The 20,485-nt window shown below is 54.5% G+C and carries 12 protein-coding genes; 4 read left to right on the plus strand and 8 right to left on the minus strand.

All coding sequences use genetic code 11. The features are described from left to right. The first annotated feature begins 303 nt into the window (after nucleotides 1-303). Genes IF189_RS03865 through IF189_RS03880 form a run of 4 tightly spaced genes read left to right on the plus strand, consistent with a single transcriptional unit; the run spans nucleotide 304 to nucleotide 11,704 of the window. Nucleotides 304-2,379, plus strand: a complete 2,076-nt coding sequence (locus IF189_RS03865; protein ID WP_192552854.1) for a hypothetical protein — start codon at nucleotides 304-306, stop codon at nucleotides 2,377-2,379. Next, a complete protein-coding gene (locus IF189_RS03870) occupies nucleotides 2,376-3,929 on the plus strand; it encodes a hypothetical protein (protein WP_192552855.1) in 1,554 nt (517 codons plus the stop codon). Before IF189_RS03865 ends, IF189_RS03870 begins: the two co-directional genes overlap by 4 nt. Then, complete coding sequence (locus tag IF189_RS03875) at nucleotides 3,923-9,334, plus strand: FtsK/SpoIIIE domain-containing protein (RefSeq protein WP_192552856.1); 5,412 nt, start codon at nucleotides 3,923-3,925, stop codon at nucleotides 9,332-9,334. The genes IF189_RS03870 and IF189_RS03875 overlap by 7 nt, the downstream gene beginning before the upstream one ends. A 15-nt stretch (nucleotides 9,335-9,349) precedes the next feature. Continuing rightward, nucleotides 9,350-11,704 carry a DUF262 domain-containing protein gene (locus IF189_RS03880; RefSeq protein ID WP_192552857.1) on the plus strand — a complete coding sequence of 785 codons (2,355 nt, stop codon included), beginning with the start codon at nucleotides 9,350-9,352 and terminating at the stop codon, nucleotides 11,702-11,704. A 35-nt stretch (nucleotides 11,705-11,739) separates the two neighbouring features. Here the strand turns inward: IF189_RS03880 and IF189_RS03885 are convergent, their stop codons facing one another. From IF189_RS03885 to IF189_RS03915, 8 genes are all read right to left on the minus strand, one after another. After that, on the minus strand, nucleotides 11,740-12,714 hold the full coding sequence (locus tag IF189_RS03885) for a hypothetical protein (RefSeq protein ID WP_192552858.1): 975 nt from the start codon (nucleotides 12,712-12,714) through the stop codon (nucleotides 11,740-11,742). Between the two features lie 4 nt (nucleotides 12,715-12,718). Then, a complete protein-coding gene (locus IF189_RS03890) occupies nucleotides 12,719-13,561 on the minus strand; it encodes a phosphoadenosine phosphosulfate reductase family protein (RefSeq protein WP_024657948.1) in 843 nt (280 codons plus the stop codon). Continuing rightward, complete coding sequence (locus tag IF189_RS03895; protein ID WP_225739942.1) at nucleotides 13,554-16,916, minus strand: ATP-binding protein; 3,363 nt, start codon at nucleotides 16,914-16,916, stop codon at nucleotides 13,554-13,556. The genes IF189_RS03890 and IF189_RS03895 overlap by 8 nt, the downstream gene beginning before the upstream one ends. Continuing rightward, entirely contained in the window at nucleotides 16,876-17,799 is a 924-nt protein-coding gene (locus IF189_RS03900) for a DUF4007 family protein (RefSeq protein ID WP_192552859.1), read from the minus strand. The genes IF189_RS03895 and IF189_RS03900 overlap by 41 nt, the downstream gene beginning before the upstream one ends. Nucleotides 17,800-18,092: 293 nt before the next feature. Then, nucleotides 18,093-18,287: a hypothetical protein gene (locus tag IF189_RS03905; protein WP_192552860.1), complete on the minus strand. Its 195-nt coding sequence runs from the start codon at nucleotides 18,285-18,287 to the stop codon at nucleotides 18,093-18,095. Beyond that, nucleotides 18,284-18,409 (minus strand): hypothetical protein, encoded by a 126-nt coding sequence (locus IF189_RS28955; RefSeq protein ID WP_263974438.1) that lies wholly within the window; start codon nucleotides 18,407-18,409, stop codon nucleotides 18,284-18,286. The genes IF189_RS03905 and IF189_RS28955 overlap by 4 nt, the downstream gene beginning before the upstream one ends. A gap of 20 nt (nucleotides 18,410-18,429) precedes the next feature. Continuing rightward, entirely contained in the window at nucleotides 18,430-19,338 is a 909-nt protein-coding gene (locus IF189_RS03910) for a hydrolase or metal-binding protein (RefSeq protein ID WP_192552861.1), read from the minus strand. 90 nt (nucleotides 19,339-19,428) lie between these two features. After that, nucleotides 19,429-20,430, minus strand: a complete 1,002-nt coding sequence (locus tag IF189_RS03915) for a YqaJ viral recombinase family protein (RefSeq protein ID WP_192552862.1) — start codon at nucleotides 20,428-20,430, stop codon at nucleotides 19,429-19,431. Nucleotides 20,431-20,485 lie beyond the last annotated feature (55 nt).

Below are 20,485 nucleotides of genomic sequence, written 5' to 3' on the forward strand. Positions count from 1 at the left end.
GCTTGACGCTAGCCGAACGCGAGGCAACGGCCTCCGTTGCGTTAACGCTACACTAGGCATCTTATTACTCCTACATGCCGACGGCCTGAGTATGTTGCCAAAAAAACCGAGCATGTCTTTACCCGTGCTTGGTCAGTAGATAAGGTAACGAACATCGCAAATGGAAGGTCGCGGTACAGCAGGGATGGTTTTCAATATGTGCTGCTGTCGCAGCCTTACAGTACACCTCCCCTCTGATCCCCGACAGTCTTTGATTGATTTTGATGGTACCTGTCAAGACTGGTACCAGAGGGGGTTTGGTGCATGAATGAGTTGGTTGAGGCCTTGCTGGCCGCCGTTCCCTCCGATGGCTCCAGTATTGGAAACCAGTCGTTGCTAGAGCACCTCAGGATTCAGTTTCCACAGCTAAGAGATGAGTTTTATTGGCAGACGCGTGACGCCCTGATAGGACAGGGGGTGTTGCAGGCCGGTAAAGGTCGTGGCGGCTCTGTACGGCGTACTGACATTGAGGTTCCACCGGCAAGTGATTGGGTTCAATTCCTACGTAGCTATGGGCCGTCATCGAGCAATCTGGCGATGTTCGACGAGTACGTTTCGAGGGCGTTGGCACAGGCAGGAGTAAAGCCGATTAGCCTGTCGACACCTCTATTAGAGGACATGGTGGGGCACATTGAATCCAAGGCGCCAGGATCTATTTTGATAGCTGGAACAGCTGGTGATGGTAAGACGTACCATTGCCGTGCCCTGTGGGAGCGCATTGGGGGGGACCCCAAGGCTTGGGCCGCCAAGGGCAACGTGAAAGAGTTACATCTGGCGGATGGTCGCTTGGCTGTCTTTATCAAGGATCTTTCCGAGCTCAATGGCGACGAGAGCGATCTGCCATTGCGGCGACTGGAAAGATCGGTGCTAGAAGGCGATGATTCTGAGGTAGTGATTCTTGCCGCAAACCATGGCCAAATTCTTGATCGTCTACGTGATCTAGGCCGTCGCCAGGAGCGTGATCACCCACTTCGCAAGCCGCTGCAAGAGCGCTTCTTACAGGCCGGGCCAGCTCCTGAGCGCCTGGCTGTGTTCGATCTTAGTCGCTCGACTAGCCGCAAAACGTTAGATGAGGTGGCTATGGCTGTGGCGGGGCATCCCGAGTGGGACAACTGCAAACGCTGTGCACTTCAGGCCGACGGTAAAGTTTGTCCCATCGACGAGAATCGCCGCAGGCTTTTGGGTGAGGCGGATGGTGGACAGCTCTCTCGTCGCTTGGGCGATTTGGTTGAAATCGCCAGGCACAATGGGCTGCATCTACCTATACGCGACTTACTTGCGCTTTGTTCAAATATGATCCTCGGTTGCTCCGATGCCAAGCAGGCCAAGGACAACCTGCTGACCTGTGCCGATGTCGCGAAGATTCAGGAAGGAGGCACTCTTGGGGCGGCTAGTGTCTATGCCAACGCCTTCGGAGCCAATCTCCTTAAGCGAAGGACCTCTGACCGCCCCATCTTCAAGGCGATGTCCAGCTTTGGCGTGGGCGATGAGTCCACCAATGCTGCTGATGGGTTGCTGGTTTATGGGAAGGACGATTTGCGGCTGCAAGCCGACTTCGAGCGTTTGGTCGCGATCGATCCCATCTATGGGGCCACGACTGCCTTCCGCGCTGCCCAAAATTCCTATTTGGAAGGGTATGAGGGGGCACGCTTGGAAGGAGAGGCGGCCGAGTTCCTTACGATGCTTCAAGACCAGCGACGCAGGCTCTTCTTCACACTTCCGGATGGGGAAAGAGGTTATCCGCATTGGTCGATGACAGCATTCTGCTTTGCTGGGGACTACTTGGAAATCATCGAAGCGCTCAAGGCGCAGAAGCCCGTTAGCGAGATAGTCCGCGGGCGCCTTGCTAAGGGCCTTAACCGCGTATTAACAGGTCTCCTTCTCGAAAACGAAGATCGCATCTTCATCGCTAGTTCGGGCGGTTTCACTCAAAGCCGAGTCAGCGTGCTTTGTGACCACGAGACGTTCTCCCGCAGGCAGGGCGGCGTAGGTATGGCGATCAAGCTTGTCGAGGATACGGGCCGCCCTCGACTCGACGTTTCGCTCGCTGCGGGCCCGGGCCATTCGGTTGCTTTCGACTTGACCCCTATCCGTCATGAGTTTCTCTCGCGTGTGGCTGAGGGGGCTTTGCCAGCGAGCTTCTCCAATGAGTGCCTCGAAGATCTGCTGGCTTTCAAGGCGAAGCTCTTACGGAAGGCAGAGATCGTCAAGAAAGCCAGCGTAGCAGGAGATGATGATGAAGTAGGTAGTGAGACCGCCATGCTGACACTCAACTTCATCGATATTGAGCCAGGTGGTCGCGGCTTTTCACGTCCTGTGACGGTGAGGATCTCGGAATGAGTGGAATAATCAAGAGGCCTGAGATTAAAAGCGTCGATTTTTGCGTCGACGAGAACATTTGGGGTCATCGCCTTTATGACGAGCAGCTTCCTCACCTGACTGTTCTAGAGTTCTTGGGCGTACTCGGCTCGAATTTGGATCAGCCGCTCAGGCCTCACCAGGATCAGGGCGGCTCAGTCATGTTCAAGCCGCAGCGGCAAGTCCGTTTGCGTGGGTTACTGTTCAACAACCCATACGTCGAATCGATTGCGGAGAGCGCCGCGTCTGATGAGGAGAAGTGGAAGCAGTGGTTTGAGCGCTTTAGACAGGGAGCCACAGGTAATGGTGATGAAGACATGACCTATCTGCGCCGCTCATTCACTAGCTTTGATGACTTCGCAAAGGCTATCGAACTGCTGCGTTCCTCGTCATTCGAGTCTCGCAGTAACAAGCGTTGGAGTTCCAAGTTCGTCTTTCCTTTCGGCCCAGACGCTCTTTATGAGGACTTGGCGATCAATGCAAAAGGAAATATGAGCAACGATCGTCGCTTCTTTGCTCGTACAGGCGAGCTGCTCTATCTCATGCTCACACGGGCTAAGCGTGGAGCGGAGCTCGGTGACAGCCTTGCCAAGCGCCTATTCGATAGCGAAGCAACGATGAATCGTTTGGTTAGGGCTCTGCAAGGTACGCCGCAGGGTGTCGAAGAGCCCCGGCTTTCGGGTTATCTACCCGAAATTGCCAATAATCGTTTCGATCAAATCTGCGACGACTGGTTGTCGATCTTGGACAGGGATATGCCGATCTATGATGCATTGGAGCATTTGATCGCGATCACTGGCCTGAACATGCTGCTCTATTTCTTGGAACGAGCTAAGCGGGTTGCTGGTGATGACGATCCGGTCGAGATTATCTGCGAAATCGTCTCCAAGGAGCGAACGAAGGTGCGAGCGCTTTCTGGCGATAGCTATCAATTCAATCAAGGGCTGCCAGCAAAGGCGGTGCGGGCTCATGTTGAGTCGATCCGGTTGAATGTTGAATGGGCTGCAGCTGAATCTGCAGAGTTTCCGGATGCTGAGCGTGTAAAACTCATGCGTGAGTGCTTCCAGTGGCCGCCGACTGATGGTGGCGACGACGAGGACTCCACCGATAAGAGTCCAGATGAGTTGGTTACCAAACTGGCTGATAATGCTTTGGCACGCCATCAGCAGCATGTCGGCAAAATTCATGCGTCATGGTCGCGTGCTATCGGGCTCAGCTCACGCAGACTATCGAGACGCACCCGCTATGCGCCGAACGATAGATTACTCAAGTCGATTGTGGTTTCCATCGTGGAAGACAGGATGCAGTTCGATGAGTTTCTCGCCGAAGCCAAGTGCCGATATGGCCTGGTAATTGGTGACGCAGAGGGTGCGCGCTTAGTCAGCGCCAAGTTAGTAGACCAAGAAGAACTCAGCGAGAACCGAAACAATCTTGAGGCCCGTCTCGTCAGCTTGGGCTTGGTTCGCAGGCTTTCTGACTCCTGCTCATTTGTAGAAAACCCGTTTGCGTTTCAGGGAGAAGCGGCATGCTGACTGATCGCATTATTGGGCGTGTCGGCGCGAATATTCTCGCCCAACGCATATCTAATCCTGGCCAGTCTGGTGATTTGGCTGCGCTCTTCAGGCTAGACAAGCTTTCATCCAGTCAGATCGGGGCAGTCGCACGAGCCATCCTTGCCAATCCGGACCTGCTTGCCCGGGTAGAACTCATGATCCCGGAGGCCTTGGTAGAAGGCCAAGGCCTACCGTCTGACATTCTGATTCCACATAACGCAGGCTATGTGCGCAATAACGCTTTGACCGCCAAAGCGGCGATCCTGACTGCCAATGGCAACGAGCACAACCTCGCGGACACATTGGGTCATGTCATGGCCATTGGCGCCAAGGAGATGCGGGCTGACCCTGATCCGTGGGTCGAGGCCACGCTTCATTCGGGCGGTATTGCACCAGTCCTCGACGACCGATTGGTGTTCCATTCAGCCCTAGCCGGATTGTTAGCATCCTCGGAACTTTCGTTAGTGCAGCTTGGCGAGTTTTGTTCTGCAATTGTCGAGGCTATCGCCACGCACGGGCTGCCCATCCGTGATGCTGTTGGTTACGCCTTGCCATGCGCGGGACTCCCCAGAGACAGCGCCTTCTTCTCGAATGCCAAAACTTTCTCAGCATCGCGTAAACCATGGCACAAGGCTTTCACCAAACTCTTTGCTCAGCGTGCGCCGCTGCTTAAAAAACTCCGCCAGAATGGCCAGCCTCTTGACTCGGAGGAGATTACTGAGCGAGTCGAGGCTAATACTGCAGAAATTTCGGAGGGGGCCCGCCAAGCCCTTGATGCATTCGTCGCAGCTCCTGCTGGAGATCATGAGGCATCCGATGCCCTCGCCCAATTCGAGTGGGAAAGCGATGGCGTTTATCTTGCCTTTGACAAACCGAAAGAAAAGCAACTTGGCTTAGCAGAGTCCACGATCCGTTTCTTCGATCATGAGTGTGATCAGGAGGACTCACTCGATGCCGAGGGTCGCAAGCTATTGGAGGACTTGAAGGGGCGTGAGCGTCGCTCTGACTTCACGGAGGAGGACGAAGAATTTTTCGTTAAGCAGCGAAGGCTCTTGGAGCAAGACAGCAAACTTTGCTCGCGCTGGGAAAAAGCTCTCTATGGCAAGCCCATTGACTGCAATGACTTCTTCGAAGGCTTCGCTCGAGTGGTTAATAGCTTGCATGCCGGCCTGCGTGATTCGGAAGGAGAGCGGATCCTACGTTTCACTGTGACCAAAGGCCGTAAGGAGTGGCGCGAGCGATTCAACTACGACGCCGGCAGCTACTTCTCGGCTATGTACCGCGGCTTAAAGGAGCTCATGGGCTCAAAGGTAGAGTGGAAGGTCGAGCGGTTGGGCAATGCAAACTTACCCGATCCCCTCTTCGACTATGAGGCGTTCTTCGCTAAGGAGAAGGAGCTTCGCAATGATAAGAAGAGCAAGGTTCGTCCGAACCCGTCGCTATCGCGCCTAGCCCTGCAGATCAAGTTTGACGTTGCCTTGATCCAGATCGCTAAGGACAAAGAGGCAGTGTTAGCTAAAACACAGCTCCTTTGGAGCTACAGGCCCACGTCAATTGGCTTGTCGATGGTCGCAGACATGGGCCGCCTCTTGGAGAAGGGCGCGGTAGGTTGTACCGAAGTCCCCCGCAAGTTAGTAAGCAAGAAGGGTGGGGTACAAAACGTCTCGTTGCTCGACACCGGGACGCTGGAGGCGACTTACTCGACTGATGCGGGGTCGCTGGTTTCTTCGGTCAGCAAGCTCCAAAGCCTGCGCCATGTGATTAAGACCCGGATCAAAGAGCTCGCCGAGCAGGGTAGGCTGACGGCTCATCAGCAGAGCGAGGTAAAGGTATCGTGGGATAAGTTCGAGGAGGATTACATCAAGGCGATGGAGGACTTCGTCACGACTGGGCTACATGGCGATGCCGTTATGCGTCAAGCGGAGTCTTACGCCGAACTTTTGAATACCTTGATGGTAAATGCTCGTGGTGATGTGTGTCGCTCGCGGCTGGTCGCTGAAATACTATCGGTCGGGACGGTGCGTGTTGCCGGCGAAAACCCAGCAGTTATCATCCCGCCTTGGCATCCAGAACGAATGAAGGCTCTTGCGGTAAAGACGCGACGCGTTGCCGGTTTCGCTACACACTTGCTCTCCAGCGCTAGCATTCTCTATGGTGACCGCGAGATTTTTATGCGGGAACTTACCGACGAGATCGCTCATCCGTTCTATCCAGAGATTGCGGTTCTCAATCGGGGCGGCGCTTTGACGCTTGTCTCGGAGAGCAGCACGGTTAACGGTTATAGTCTTTTGGAATCACCGACGCGTGGCGCTGAGGAAGCCATGACCGATGTCGATCCAACGGCTGCAGCCAAACAGGCGCGCGAGCTCTTGGAGCGTTATGTTGGGCTGCAGCCCCACGAGGCAAGCAACCTTAGCGTTGTGCTTTATAACGCAGATGCAGCTGAGTTGCCGCTGGCCACAGTGCGCGAGCTCTCCTCTATACAAGAGGATGGCAAGCTCCAATGCAGCGTTTCGGTACGCCACTCAGATCAAGGAAAGCTGCGGCGAGTCTATGGCGAGCTGGTCAACAAGGCTGGTGATGATCCCGATCTGCCAGTAGTCAGCGAAACCAGCGAAAACTTCATCTCGAAGCTGCGTATTTCTGTAATGCCCCTCTCGGCGACTCCAAGAGAGAGTGCGCTGGGTTTTAAGGCTTTCGATGTGGCTTTCCTGCATGACGTGGTCGCGCGCGAGGCCCAAACAGAATGGCTCCCAGTGCAGTGGACCAACGATCGGCCGAACTTGGATCATGCGCCTTCCCGCTGGTCTTACCGGAGCGTGTCAGGTGAGAACGAGCTGAAGTCGACCACATTCCTAGTTTGCCCATGGCAAACGGCATCAGGTTGGGCGTACGTGTCGGCTGTCGCCGCAGTTTGCCGGCAGACGGACGCTATGCCAGGGGAGCGATTACTGCCTGCGCGCCGCATTTCCCTTCAAAGCCCAGCTCTGGCTGAAATAATCAGGGACGCTCACGAGTTGGCCGAATGGGTAGCCACCTACGACGAGCTTCTCGACAAGCGCCAGCTTCAGCACAACAACATTACGGTGGTGCGCTACCGTAGAGGCTCGACTAATGGCCGCAATATGATTGTTAGCTCGACCTCGGAGCTTCGGTTGTTGAGCGTGTTGGTTCGTAGACGCTTGGATGAGTTGAATCTCCAGCTCGGATCCGACGAGATTCAAATCGCTGTCGACAAGGCGAAGCGCGACGCACTTTCAGTCTCCGGAGATATCGTACTGCGTGCAGCCAAGCGAGGTGTATCTGCAGGAGAGATGCTAGGCCTTGTGCTAAGTCGTTACTTGCTTGCAGAGGAGTTCCAAGCCTCAGCGAATGGTAGGCAGGTATTGACCGCCTATTTCCTACTCGACGATTACGCAAGCTGGCTATCTCAACCTGAAAGCCGTATCGCGGATATTTTGGCGCTCAACGTTGAGGAGTACGAGGAGACTGTTCGCGTCGTCATTTCAATTGTTGAGGCAAAATATGTTGGAGCCGATGGGGTGGCTCAGGCGCGACGAGGCTCCAAGGATCAACTATTAGCAACATTAGGCATGTTCCGTGAGGCGCTCTTCGGTGATCCTGGTCGCCTTGATCGGGATATTTGGTTGGCCCGCTTGGCCGATATGCTTATAGATGCGGACATCCCGCCCGGTATGACGGATTTGATGGAGCGTGCTCGCGCCAAGTTGCGAGATGGCGATGTAGAGATTTCCCTGCGTGGGTACTCGCACGTTTACGTTCACACCTCGGACGCAGGTTCCGCCTCGGCGTCTGAGCAGGAGCTTCTTGATGAGACAGGGGGCGTTATGGCTTGGCAGGAGGTTTTCGATCGGCCGGACTTGCGAAAACTCGCCGAAGCTTATGCTAAAGGCTCTGGAGGTCACGAGGTTCGATCAGGTATTGGGGCCCAGCAGCCTTGGGAAGGGCACTGTTTTAAATTGCCCGCCCCGCGAGTGCCATGGTTGGCTGCAATAGGTCAGCTATCAAGTGGGCAGATTGATACGTTTGCTGAAGAAGCCGCTTCGTTAGGTAACGACGCCGAGATGGCTGCGCCGAGTTGTCCAGTGGTTGCGCCTTCAGTACTGACAGAGGAGCCGGTTCTTGCATCCGTAGCTATTGCAGATTCAACTTCAGATCAGCTTTCTGTTACGAGCTCCAGCTTCGGGGGCGGGTTCTCTGATCTGGTCGCGTCAAAGTTCTCCGGTGGTGCGCAAGCCGATGTCGAACGGGAGGAATGGGCTCAAGAGGTCACAAAGAGGCTTAAATCTGCGCTTAATAGCTACGGTCTCCAGGCGGCTGTTCTAGGCACTCGCCTGACTCCAAACGGCTGCCTAGTTCGTTTGGCAGGTTCTGATCGCTTGCGTGTCGAAGATATCGAGAATAAACGAACACAACTCCTTACTACTCACGCCATCAACCTAGTAACTGTCCAACCTAAGCCAGGCGAGATCGTGGTTACGGTCGCTGGCGCAAAGAGGCAGGCTGTGTCCCTTTGGGAGCTCTGGTCGCGTCGAGACCTCAATAGAAATGTTGCGGGTATCAACACCTCATTTCTACTGGGGCTCCAGGAGATTAATGGCGCGTTGCTGTATCTGAATCTGGGCGCTGAGTTTGGTGGGCTTTCATCGCATGAACCGCACTCATTGGTGGCTGGAGGTACGGGCAGCGGCAAATCGGTGCTCATCCAGGCCCTTATATTAGATATCGCTGCGACCAATCCTAAGGAGCTAGCCCAAATCATCTTGATTGATCCTAAGATGGGGGTTGACTACGCGCCATTGGCCGACTTGCCGCACATGCGGGATGAAATCGTAACCACCAAGGAGAAAGCATCCGAGGTTCTTGACGCTCTGGTTGAGGAGATGGAGGACCGCTACCGCGCTTTTGCGAAAGCCAGAGCTCGCGATTTACCGACCTATAACTCGAAAGTATCGACCGAAGAGCGACTGCCAATGGTCTTCCTGATCCACGACGAATTTGCAGACTGGATGCTCGACGATGCTTATAAATCCGCAGTCGGTACGGCAGTTCAGAGGCTGGGCGTAAAGGCACGTGCGGCAGGTATTCATTTGATCTTCGCGGCACAGCGTCCAGACAAGGATGTGATGCCGATGCAGCTGCGAGAAAATTTGGGCAATCGGCTGATCTTGAAGGTCTCCAGCGAGGCCACATCCAAGATTGCGCTCGACCGGCCGGGAGCTGAATTGTTGCTGGGCCGAGGGCATCTGGCCGCCAAGCTCAACGGCGAGCAGGGCCTTGTTTTCGCGCAGGCTCCTTTTTTGTCAGATCAAGATATCGAGGCGGCTGTGGCCGCAATCCGAGCTGATAACTCAAGCCAGTAACTTAGGAATTTATTTGTGGCGCAACCTTTCAAACACGATGCAGCTAGCCTTTACGACTTCTTCTCCCAGGGAGGGCGCGGCTTTTACGTTCCTTACTATCAGCGCAACTACTCATGGGACGAGGAGAACGCTACGAAGCTCATTGAAGACATTTTCTCGAGCATCAAACGCACATTGACAAAGCCCGAAAATAGCATCTTTCTGGGGACGGTCATTCTTCATGAAGAGAAGAATGTGCAGACAGGCATCCACTCCGACACTCCAAATTTGTTGACTAAGGTGGCTAACGTTGTCGATGGTCAGCAACGCATCACCTCGATCTCTATTCTCGCTTGCGCTATCGAAGAACAGATCAATCAGATGGTGCCTAAGCTCAAGGCGCTTGCAGGTTCCGCGCCGGAGTTCACTACGCTGGCCACCGAGTTGACTGATGAGCTTCCGAACATTCGCCCGTTTTACGCAGTTGAAATCACGAAGACCGGTGCGCAGCCGAAGTTGAAGCCGAAGATTATTAGAGCAGGCGACATCTCCTCGAATCCGGTTTCGGATCAATGGACTCTCTGCGGAGACATCAACCATTACTATCGGTCCAATACCTCGAGTTTCCTCTCGAGTTTCATCGCAGGTATAGCTATCGATTCGATCTCGACAGACGAGCGGGTACGATCGGTATCGGAGGTTTTTCGACAGAAAATCAGCGAAGAGATCAAGGCGGCGGACGCATCGCTTGCAACTGGGTTGTTTTCGGCGAATTGTGTCACCGATGGAAGTCTGTCCAACTTTATGGCTTATCCCCCTATCTGGGCGAATATCCACACCCTTCCGCCAGATGAGCAATCTCTCTACTACGGTGGGATGTTGTTATTGGCAGTCTGTTCGTTCCTGAAGAATTCATGCCATCTGGTTGTGATCGAGTGTTTGGATCTTGGCTTGGCTTTCGACATGTTCCAGTCGCTGAATGCTACAGGTACTCCGCTGACCGCATTCGAAGTGTTCAAACCGCAGATTGTTAAAGCCTGGGACGCAGGTTACGCCACAGTTATCAAGCCGCAGGTAGATCGCATCGAGAGGGTGTTTGAGACCGAGAGCAATTCGTCAGACAAAGAGGAGCTGACCGACAAGGTTATCGTGTCCTCAGCCTTGGTATTTAATGGGATGGAGCGAAGCCGGCGCTTTAGTGAAGAGCGTGACTGGCTGACCGACACACTTGAAGGGTCTCTTGCCGCAGGCGTGCCGACGCAGAAGTCGGTCGATTTCATAACATCTATCGCGGATCAGGCAGAGTACTTCCTAACCTTCGTTAAGCCGCGGAGGTCTCCAAAAAACTCTGCCACATTCGGCTTGTGTAACCACTTGTTGACCATGGGGCTATCGCCACAGCAGGCTGACCGTGCTGCACTTTGTGTGTTCTATCTCAAAGACGCCGGTCATCAGTTCGCGCACGCTGTGCTGAGCGTCTTTTATTCCAAGCTGCTGCGCGCGCAGGCCAGTGCAGCCGCTAAGGTAGTTGCTGCGACTGAGTTCGTAACGGTGTGCGAGGCAACGGCTGCTTTCTTCACGCTCTACATGGGGGCGCAGCAGGGACGCTTCCCTGACTCAGATTACCGAGCCTTGTTCCAGTCGACCGCAGGGAACATCTCGTTCGCAAATGGCGCATCGAATCAGACGGCCGCTTTCGTTAAAGCAGGGTTCAGGCAGGCATTGGGAAATCAGAAGGTCTATGACGCAGCGGACCCAGTCGCAGCTCGTAAAATCTGGGTGGACCTGGCTAAAGAGAACGCCTGGTATTCTCGAAAGGCGGTTTGCCGGTTTGCGCTGTTTGTTTCAGCTCATGACGCTGCACCAGACCTTACGGCCGCTAACGAGGGGCTCTTCACCAATGGGATGCCGAACTCCGCCGATTTGATTAATTGTCGAGTCTGGCATTCTAGCGAATATGAGGTTATCGAGCACGTTGCTACTCGCGAGCGGCCATCGTTGATCAAGTTCCCTGCACACTTCTTTGCCACGATTTATCCTGGCAACTATTCTATCGTCGATAAAATCGGCAACCTGACCCTCCTCTCTGGGCCGGTAAATTCGTCAATCTATTCCGAGTGGCCCGACAAGGCATTCTATTACTGGAATCTCACAACACCAGGATCGACGGCAGCAGGCACCACAGGAGTCTCTCTCGCTGCCTCACTCGGAATTGGCAGCGTACCTCCAGCCCTTTCGTCTTTGGTCGGTGCTTCGAACTACCTCTCACACTTAGCTCCTCTTGCGTTGAGAGGACAGCATGGCCTCCATTGGGATGACGCTTTCATTGCGACGCGCTCCGAGCACTTGTGTCAGCGTGTGTTCGACAAGCTTGACGCCTGGTTGCGTTAAACCATCCCGGGGTTGCGCAGCACTCGGCTCGACCGCTAGTCATCATCGTCTTCATCGCGCTCGTAGTCGTAAAGGTCTTTGTGAAGAGCGAACTCGCTCTTCACATGAAGATCTTGGACGTATTCGAGCGTGCAGTTAGCTATAAAGCGATCGAACTCTTTGGCATAGGCATCTCGGATGGAGTTGTAGTCATAGGATTCAAATCCTTGGGCGAACCATCTGAGGATGATCTGTATGTAGAGTGCTGAAACTCTGCATGCATGTTTTAGCATCAACACCAGCTCTTCGCTGTCCTCGTAGCCACCATAGTCCGCAGGAGGTCCCAAGGGGAAAGTGCCATGCGCGACATGATTTCGAAGGTTGCGCACTAGCTGCAGCGCATAGGTCAATCGGCTTTCGGCTCCCAAGTCGAGCCCGTGAACGGCAGCATTGTGCTCGGCTTTGTATCGAACGAAGAGCTCGATGAAATTGCCGCAGTGATGTTGGAAGTCCTTTGGCGCAGCTGATACCCCTTTGCTATCAAAGAGATCATCCAGAAGTGCGACTGTCCGCAGGCTGCTCGCCCTTTTGAGCTGTCTTTTGGCTACGCCCTTGCGGACTGACAAGGGGCCATATAAGTGATCAATGAAGCGATAGGCCTCTTCCAAGCCATTGCAGACGAACATGAAGCGCGTGAGCCCGGTGGCATGAGTCGTGTAATGCTTCGCGTGGGCATCGATGTTGTCGCCCACGGTTTCGCAGTAAAGGCCGGCGTCCGGTGATTCGAACTTCCAAGTGTCGACTTCGACTTTCTCGAGCTGAGCGGCTAGCCTGAGCCAGTCTCCGATCGTCTCCGTTTTGATCGTTGCTGTTCCATGCTCGCTCACGTAAGACGACGTATTTCCAAGGTAGTCAGCAGCCAAGCCCACTTCGATCAAGTGTTCAGCAAGCCCCCTAGTCTCTGCGCAAATTGGACAGGGTTGTTGGATGTTGGGTTTCGGATCGTCTGAGTTCATCTGGCCGTTTGCCATGGATTTACTTGTGACAGATGAGGCAGGAGCTATTGCCTTCGTCGTCTCCGTAAACGTCATCGATGTCCTCCGGGAAACTTTTTACTGGGCGGAGTGGGTTTATAGGGATATTTTTACGAAGGCGCGCACGGCGAACTTCATATTCGGCTTTTATCTCAATAATCCGAGCGGGCTTTTCTAGATCCCAAAGCGACTCTCCCTTAGACCAAGTGAAAGGAGAGCCATGCTCCAATGCATCTTTCTCAAGTTCCTTGGCTTTTTCGTAGTCCTCGGGGTGACGCTCTTTGAGGCGAACCCATTCGATCTTCTGTTGGAAGAAACAGAATGTGCAGCCACTGCGAGAGCGCCATTCGTAGTACTTTGGATAACCCAATCCCGAGGACTCGAGAATATCGACGACACTAGCTTTGTCGACGCCCGCCTCACGGAAGGGAAATTTCACAAGCATGTTTTCGGCTTTTGCTGAGTACCCCTCGCGGTACTCCTCATCAGCCCGGATCGCTACATAGGAGAAAACTTTATCTCCTGCTGCCAGCCATGGTTTGACCCACTGTTCAAACGGTGCCAGTTTGAGCTGACGCGTACACCAGCGAGTCTGTGCGCTGGGGAGGAAATGGTTGTATTCACGCAGCCAAAAGCGGAAGTCCCGACGGGGATTAAGTCGCTCTATGGGCTTGCCTAAATAGCCTTCGAGTCGTCCCAGGAACTCGTAGACCTCGGGAAGCTCCTCGCCGGTATCCGTAAAGAAGTAGTCGATATCCAGCTCGGGATGGTGATCACGCATCCACACTGCCAAAGCTGCACTATCTTTTCCTCCGGATAAACCCAGTACGTGTCGCTCAGTCATCCATCTGTTCCTCTTCGATAACCAGATTCATTCCGACTTTGGCCAAGATGGCAAGTAAGATGTCAGTATCAAGACCTTGATCCTCCAGCATTTTGGCTATTTCACTGGCCTTTTCTTCTACTGTTTTACGGTGACGTTCTGAAATAGAAAAGGATCTAGAAATCGTCGTTGTTTCCGCTCCTACGCCAATGACAACTGCGATTGCTTCACTTTGTGCTGGACGATCTTTGACAGCGACGAAGGCCTCAGCCTCGCGGAAACGTCTTGCGAATTGGACGAGTTCGAGCACCGCAGCGTCGATATGGCGGTCAACCCAGTCGCGTGGTGGTTTATCGGCGGCTAGGCTCAGAATACCTTCCAAGACGGAGCGGCTGCCATCGTAAGACGCTAGTCTTGTCGAGAATGCATCGAGCCTGAAGTTGCCTGAAACGCCTGCTACGGCCCGTGCTCTTTCACGGAGTGATTCCAAGTTGTCGAGAGGCGCATCGAGCGCTTTAAGCATCTTGGCTTCTACTTCGGATAGCATCATTGCATAAGCTGTTGCGATTTCTTTCAGGGGCGCGCGCAGAGCATTCACGTAGGCTTTGCCATCGGCTACCTCCAGCAGCGTTGGTAAGTCGACGAACAGAACTTTGTGCGGGTCGCTGGCCTTTAGCAGCATGTCACGAATTGCTTTGGCAGTTTCACCCAGCCGCTGTGTGCGCCGAGACCACTCTGGCAAATTAAAAATTAACGCCACAAGGCCACGCGCCGCCTCTAGAGGATCAGCAGCTCCTCCTATTTCCCCAACTTCCTCGAGGAGATGAGAGATGCCATCTAAAATTCGGCTCTTATCCTCATCAATCGCGATCCAGCGGAGCGTAAAGCGGGTCGGATCTTGGAGGCACTCGTCGATGTCAGCATCGCTGAGTCGAGAGATGAACATGCCTTCCTTGTATACGGCGATGTTGGCTTTGTGCACCAACAAGAATGCTGTCAGAAAAACTGGCAGTATGCCCCGCTTCATGCCGTACGGCGGCATGCTCCAATGGTCATAGATGGTGCTAACGCTTACGCGGGCGCTGGTATCGGCAAAGAGTTGCTGAGTGAACGCCCAGAACTCGGAAAAGCCTTTGGGTGAGGCCTCGCATGGCTCGCAGACGCGCCAAGCCTCTCCCTCTTTACGGTATAGATGTGATGCCACGAGCAGTGTTTCGAAAAGGCCGCGCTCGGCAGGGAAGCCTTCAATACCTAACCGCTCTTGGCCTTCGGCGTTGATCATTGCGTGTAACAGATCACGGCGGGCTTTAACGCTATTGCTCGACACACTATCGCGATTAACTAGCTCGCTCCACACTCGAGGACAATGCTCATAGAGGTCGTCGGCGAGGTCTGAAGCAATAGGTGATAGCTTTGCACCAGGCTCAATAACCTGGTCGTTACCATCATGCCATTTGCACAGTGAGGCAGCAGCTTGAAGTTGGTCCTCAAGGTCGGAGCGAGTAGCGGCCAAGCGGGCGAATACTTCGCGGCGGGCGACAGGGTCTCCTCCGAGCTCGTGGCGTTCCTTTACCTGCTCTAATGCAACCAATTCGGTCGATAGTTCCGCGATGCGGGCATGATTATCCGGGATGCCTACTAGCACCGGCCAAGGTTCTTCGTAAGCACAGGCCTGAGCTCGCTTTCGAGCCTCACGAAGAGGCATGTCTCGGCCGGGAAGCGCAAGGATGAACTGGCCGAACTCTCCCCGCTGGGGTTTGTAAGTACTTGCAATCTTTTCCGCTTGCTCGATGCTTCGCAGAGAAATTTCCATCCAGCGCATTGAGCCCGTTTCGTGGTAGTGCCGCTTGGCGACCACTGGGTGCATTCCCATAAGCTGGGATAATTTGGCGTAGTCAATGCCAGGAGATGACGCTACAGCTTGGGCAATAGCTGCATCGATATCGAAGTCGCTACCTTCGAAAACTGACCAAGCTCCGGTATAGCTCTTGAACAGAGCCACTTTGAGCGAGGCCAGTTTCTTCAGTGCGGCCTCGATCTCATCCTGTGGCACGCTGTGGAAAAGGGTCGACAAGACTGGTAAGTCGGCGGCAAGCCCTGAACCAGTGCGGAAGAGGTCGATGACGGCGATGTTTTTAATCAGAGACACCTGCAGCAAGTCACCAGATTTGGCCTCAGCGCGCTCCACAGCTTCTACAGCTTGGGACCAGCGGTGCCCATCTGCAGAAGCTAGGATGGCAGGCTCTAGGTTCGCACGCAGATATTCCCAATAGTCGCTAGGGCGATACCAGTTCGATTGGTTCAGCGGAGTCGATTGTAGGTAGGCGCGAAACCCATAAGGCTCGACTGAAGATAGGAAGCCAAAGGTGCTCCGCTCATTTTGACCGAACTGCCGCTTCGATATTGGACCCAACAATGCAGCCATGGTTGGATGCAGCGGCCAGCAGCGTTCTAAAGCAACAGCGAAATCATTGCCGACGGCTGGGCGACGTGACCTGACGGCATCGGCAATAGAATCAGAGGCCCCCCGTATCCACTCGGGTCGCCGCTTTGCATCAATTGCACGGCCGATAAGCTCGACAACCTCGTCGCTTGCCGCCACGAAAGGGAGGTCAAGGTAACGGCCTTGAACCTTGCCCCAGTCGTCACGAGTGTCGATACCAAGACGGTTGGCGTACTGTGCGAAAGATTGATGCAGCACTCCAATCACAACCAGTCTGCCTTCAGCGCGGGCAGATGCTTCTGCGAGCTCTTGGAAGAAGTAGACATCGTCGCCCACGCCTAAGGCCGAAGCTTCAAGGAACTTGCCCATCTCATCAATGAACACCAAGACACCATCGTTCGGGCGGTCTTTGGCTTCGGCGATCAGTTCATTGATGACGTGCTGTGCATTGGGTTTGTTGCGACCTTCAAAACCCTTGTCCTGAGCCTTGCGAAGGGCTAAGTCCAGTTCTTTGACGACACTACCGCGCCGGCCAACCACTGGGATTACGAGCCACCCGTCTTGAACTGGAAAAGCACTGTCAAAGTTTGGCTTCGAGTCCAAATTTAGTGTAGATCGGGCTTTTGCGCGAAGGCTCTTATCAGTATGGAGGGCGCTCGCCAAAGCTACGGCCAGAGATGATTTTCCGCCGCCGAAGGGGCCTGTCCAAGTGAAGCTGCGCTGATTGGTTGCGGCAAGCTGCCTACTCATGCCCTCTACCACAGTCGCTGCGGTCGAATGGAAGATATACCCGTCGAGTGCGTCGGATCGGCCAATGTCCGCATCAATACGGATTGATCTTTGGTACTGGTGAGAAATCTGGACGATGTCGGCGAGCACTGCCTCTCTTACCTCAGTCATATGCGCGCCTAACCATGTCTTGTCGATCGTCATCAGAGAGGTTTTTTTTGTGGACTTGGCGAAGGCCAGCGGAGTCGGACCACGCTAACTTGCCTCCGGTCAGATCGGCCAAAGAGATTAAGCGCTGGGCTATCGACTCTTCGTCGAGCTTAAAGACTCGACCTGGAGAGCCTTCTGCATATGCGATGGTCTCGAAAGCTAGCGAACTTTGGCTGTCTGCAGTTCTGCGCCAAAAATCCATGAGGGCATAAGTGAAGACACCATCATGAAGCGCAGCCTTGGGGCCGCGTCGGAATGCATATTGCCCCTTGTGTACTTCTTGCAGCAGCCCCAATTCCCCGAGTAAAGGCTCGGCAAAATCCTCTGGAGAACCGGTTGCTGCCCGTGGCGCGTAGCTACGTAGACAGGTCTCCAAGTCGCGCGAAATAGTTGCTGAAGAAAGGCGGTGCTTGGGATCTAGGCTTCGGGCATACAGGGCCAAAGGCTCTTCGAGTTCTTGGCGTGTAAAGGTTGGAGCTGTCACGTGATTGAAGAGCCAATACCATGTGGTCGAGCGGTGGTGCCGCCCGGCGAGGCGCCAATGTACGAGCCATGCTGTAGACGGGTTCTCCGCATAGGGGTCGAGACCTCCATTTCGCAGTATCTCCATTGCCAGGCTTTTTACGCGGAACGCATCGCCTTCTTCGGCCATGATCCCGCATGACAATGCCCAATGCCGAATCGATGAAACCATGTTTTTACCAACACCGAAGGCTGCGATTGCAGACTCATCGGTGAAGGTTGATTTGGTAATCAGTCCGTCATTGCTCGCTTGATCGAACGCTTTCTTAAGCCACATTTGGCGAAGAGGAAACGTTTCATGTCCGGAGAGGTGCACGGATGCTATTCGGTTAGGTTTGGTGTTTGTATTCTTCATGATTTCAAGCTTACCGCGAACTGGTGGATTACTCCAGTTCGAGACTCTACGAGTTTTAGCTGTATGTGTATACAGTTATTTGGCGTTCATCCGCAACCGATCCTGAGCTCTCGGTGAGGTGCCGGATCGGCTGAACGCGTCGCCCCCCTTTGGAGGGGTTGCTAAGGCAAGGGTATGTCGTCTCATGATCTGAAGTTAGGCCTGGAGTTTTGAGATTGTGTGCTTGGATGACCAAAAAAGAACGCGTTTAATGAGTGAGCAGCCTTGAGGCTGCCCGCTCATTGACTGATAGCTCAACGACTTCGTTTCTGTTTGAGGTGCTGCAAGGTGATGAAAATAAAGGACGCAAGCAATATCGCCACTAGCACAACAGGCACGCGTAGCAGCATCAGCAGCATAAGCATCACCGCTAGGCAACCAGCCAGGACTCCGACAAAGGCGAACACAGCAGCGAGAAGCTTGAGTACCTCTAACAGCAAAGGTTTCATAAGTGCCCCCGCACGGCCATCGGCACGCAATCCTCGTTCCCGATCACGATGTGGTCGCGTGTCCTGACATCTACCAGGTAGGTGCCGGTGGCTTCTCCGGCTTTTAGCTTATGCAGTTTCATCTATTGCTCCTTGGGCCGGTTTAGGTAGTAACGGATTGCGCCTGGCATTGGGTTGCAAGCTTTTCAGCTAGGTCTGGTTTGCTTGAATGCTGCGGTGGAGGTTTGGACGGGTGTTGATCGGCATTGGCTTCAACTGAAAAGAACTCTTCAATCACGGCGCTACTGTCTTCCTCGTTGTCCTCGAACGCACCGTTACCAAAGCAGCGTCGTGCTGCCTCATCCAGCGCAATCTGATTGAAGCCAGCAGTCTGCCGTTGTGCGTCCAGTTCGTTGGCAGTCAGCAGCGCCTCGGCCATATCCATGCCGGTGCGTACGGTGAGATCGACGTAGAAGATTGGCGTGCCATGGCTCTGCCGAGTTGACTTGCCGCGCAGACGCAGCTCCAGCGGCAGGCAGGCTAGTCGGTTACCCGACATAGCCTGGAAGTAATGCAGGCGTGCGGCCAAGGTGCGGATGCTGTTAAAGCCAGTGGTGCGGAACACAAAGCTTCCGAGCGGATCGTCATCGCCGATCAGTACATTCAGCCGGCCGTAGGGTTTGCAGGCACCGCCTTTGGCCAGCGGGCAGGCATCAGGCGATGGGCAGGGCAACGATTGCATGCCGTCTCGGGTGACACGCTTGCAGGTCTCGCCATTGCCCACGCACAGCGGCCGCCCGGATTGCCGGTCGAACAGCGTGTAGTCGGCGCGAAAATTCAGTTCAGGTTCGTTGAACAGCAGGCGTACCGGGATGCTGCGTAGCTTGTACTCCTGGCTTTTGCGCAGCTCATCGTTGAACGGGTGCAGCAGCCAGCCGTCCTTGCCTTGCACCTGTGAAGTGATGGTGAACTGGTCATCTTTCTCCGGCAGGCGTTTGCCGTTCTTCTCGATGACTTTGCCTATGGAAATTCGCCCGAGTACCGGCGGGGTGATAGCCAGACCTTTGAGCATGGTGGTTCTCCTACAAACGAGAAAAGGCCAGCCACGCAGCGTTAACTGTATGGGCTGGCGAAAGGGAGGAAATGGTTAGGCGTGATTGGATTAGCCGACCAGAAAGCGCCTGCTGCCTTCCTTGAGCTTGGTGTAGCGAACCCGCAGGTAGGGTTTGTCCTTCAGCATGCGTTCAACATCGAGCACGTTGCTGTCTTTGGATTTCTTCCAGCTGATAAAGCCGTGGCTGAACTCCGCGCGGGTGGCATCTCCCATGGCCTGTTGCAGCAACTGCTTTAGTTGGGCTTCGCGCGTTTCCTTTTCGCTGATGGATTGGCGCACAGCTTTGAGCTCTAGGTAGGCCGCTGCCAAACCAGCGCGGCCACTGAAATCAGCGGTCTGGCCGTTGTCATTCGGATGGAGCTCACGCAGTGCCATTTCAGCCGAGGCTGAACCATCAGCAGGCGGTGGTGTGTCTGTCTCGACGTAGTGCCAGAACTTACGCTCCAGCTCGATCAGGCGGGCAATCATCAGCTCGTCCCGTTCGATGCGGTGGATCTCTAGGGTCTGGCCGCCCAGCAATACAGCGACATCCGCAGCTTGCTTGCCGGTGACTGCAAGCTGGTGCATTACCTGAAGTTGCACATACTCGGGCACGCCTTCTTTCCAGAGGCGTGCGCCGTTTATGCCGGCTGTCTTGCATTCGAGGATCTGCACATCGTCAGCACCGATTACCTCTCGGTCGATGTTGGCCAGCATCCAGGACAACTCAGGGTTTGGATGCTGCAGTACGGCGTTGATGCGCCGTACGCGTTTGCTGGTGCGCTTGCTGTAATGCCAAGCCACGATCGGCTCCAGCACATTGCCCCAGTACATCGGGCTTTCCTCATCCTGCGGATCGGCCTTAGGCAAGGTGGTGTCGCGACCTGTTTTCTCCAGCCACAGCTCTAGCTGCGACTTGTAGGGATTTAGGCCTACTGCAGCGCCAGCATCCGAGCTGCCGATGCCCTGTTTACGCACCATCAGCCAATCTTCACGAGGCAGTTCCTTGGTACTGATTAAACGCAGCACCGGGCGCGGCTTGCTGGCGCGGCTCAACGAAGTAGCTTTCATAGCGTTCACCTTGTGGAAATAGAAACGCCCGATCAGCAACCAGGCTGATCGGGCG

The organism is Pseudomonas sp. IzPS59, from assembly GCF_014863505.1.
GTDB classification, from domain to species: Bacteria; Pseudomonadota; Gammaproteobacteria; order Pseudomonadales; family Pseudomonadaceae; genus Aquipseudomonas; species Aquipseudomonas kribbensis.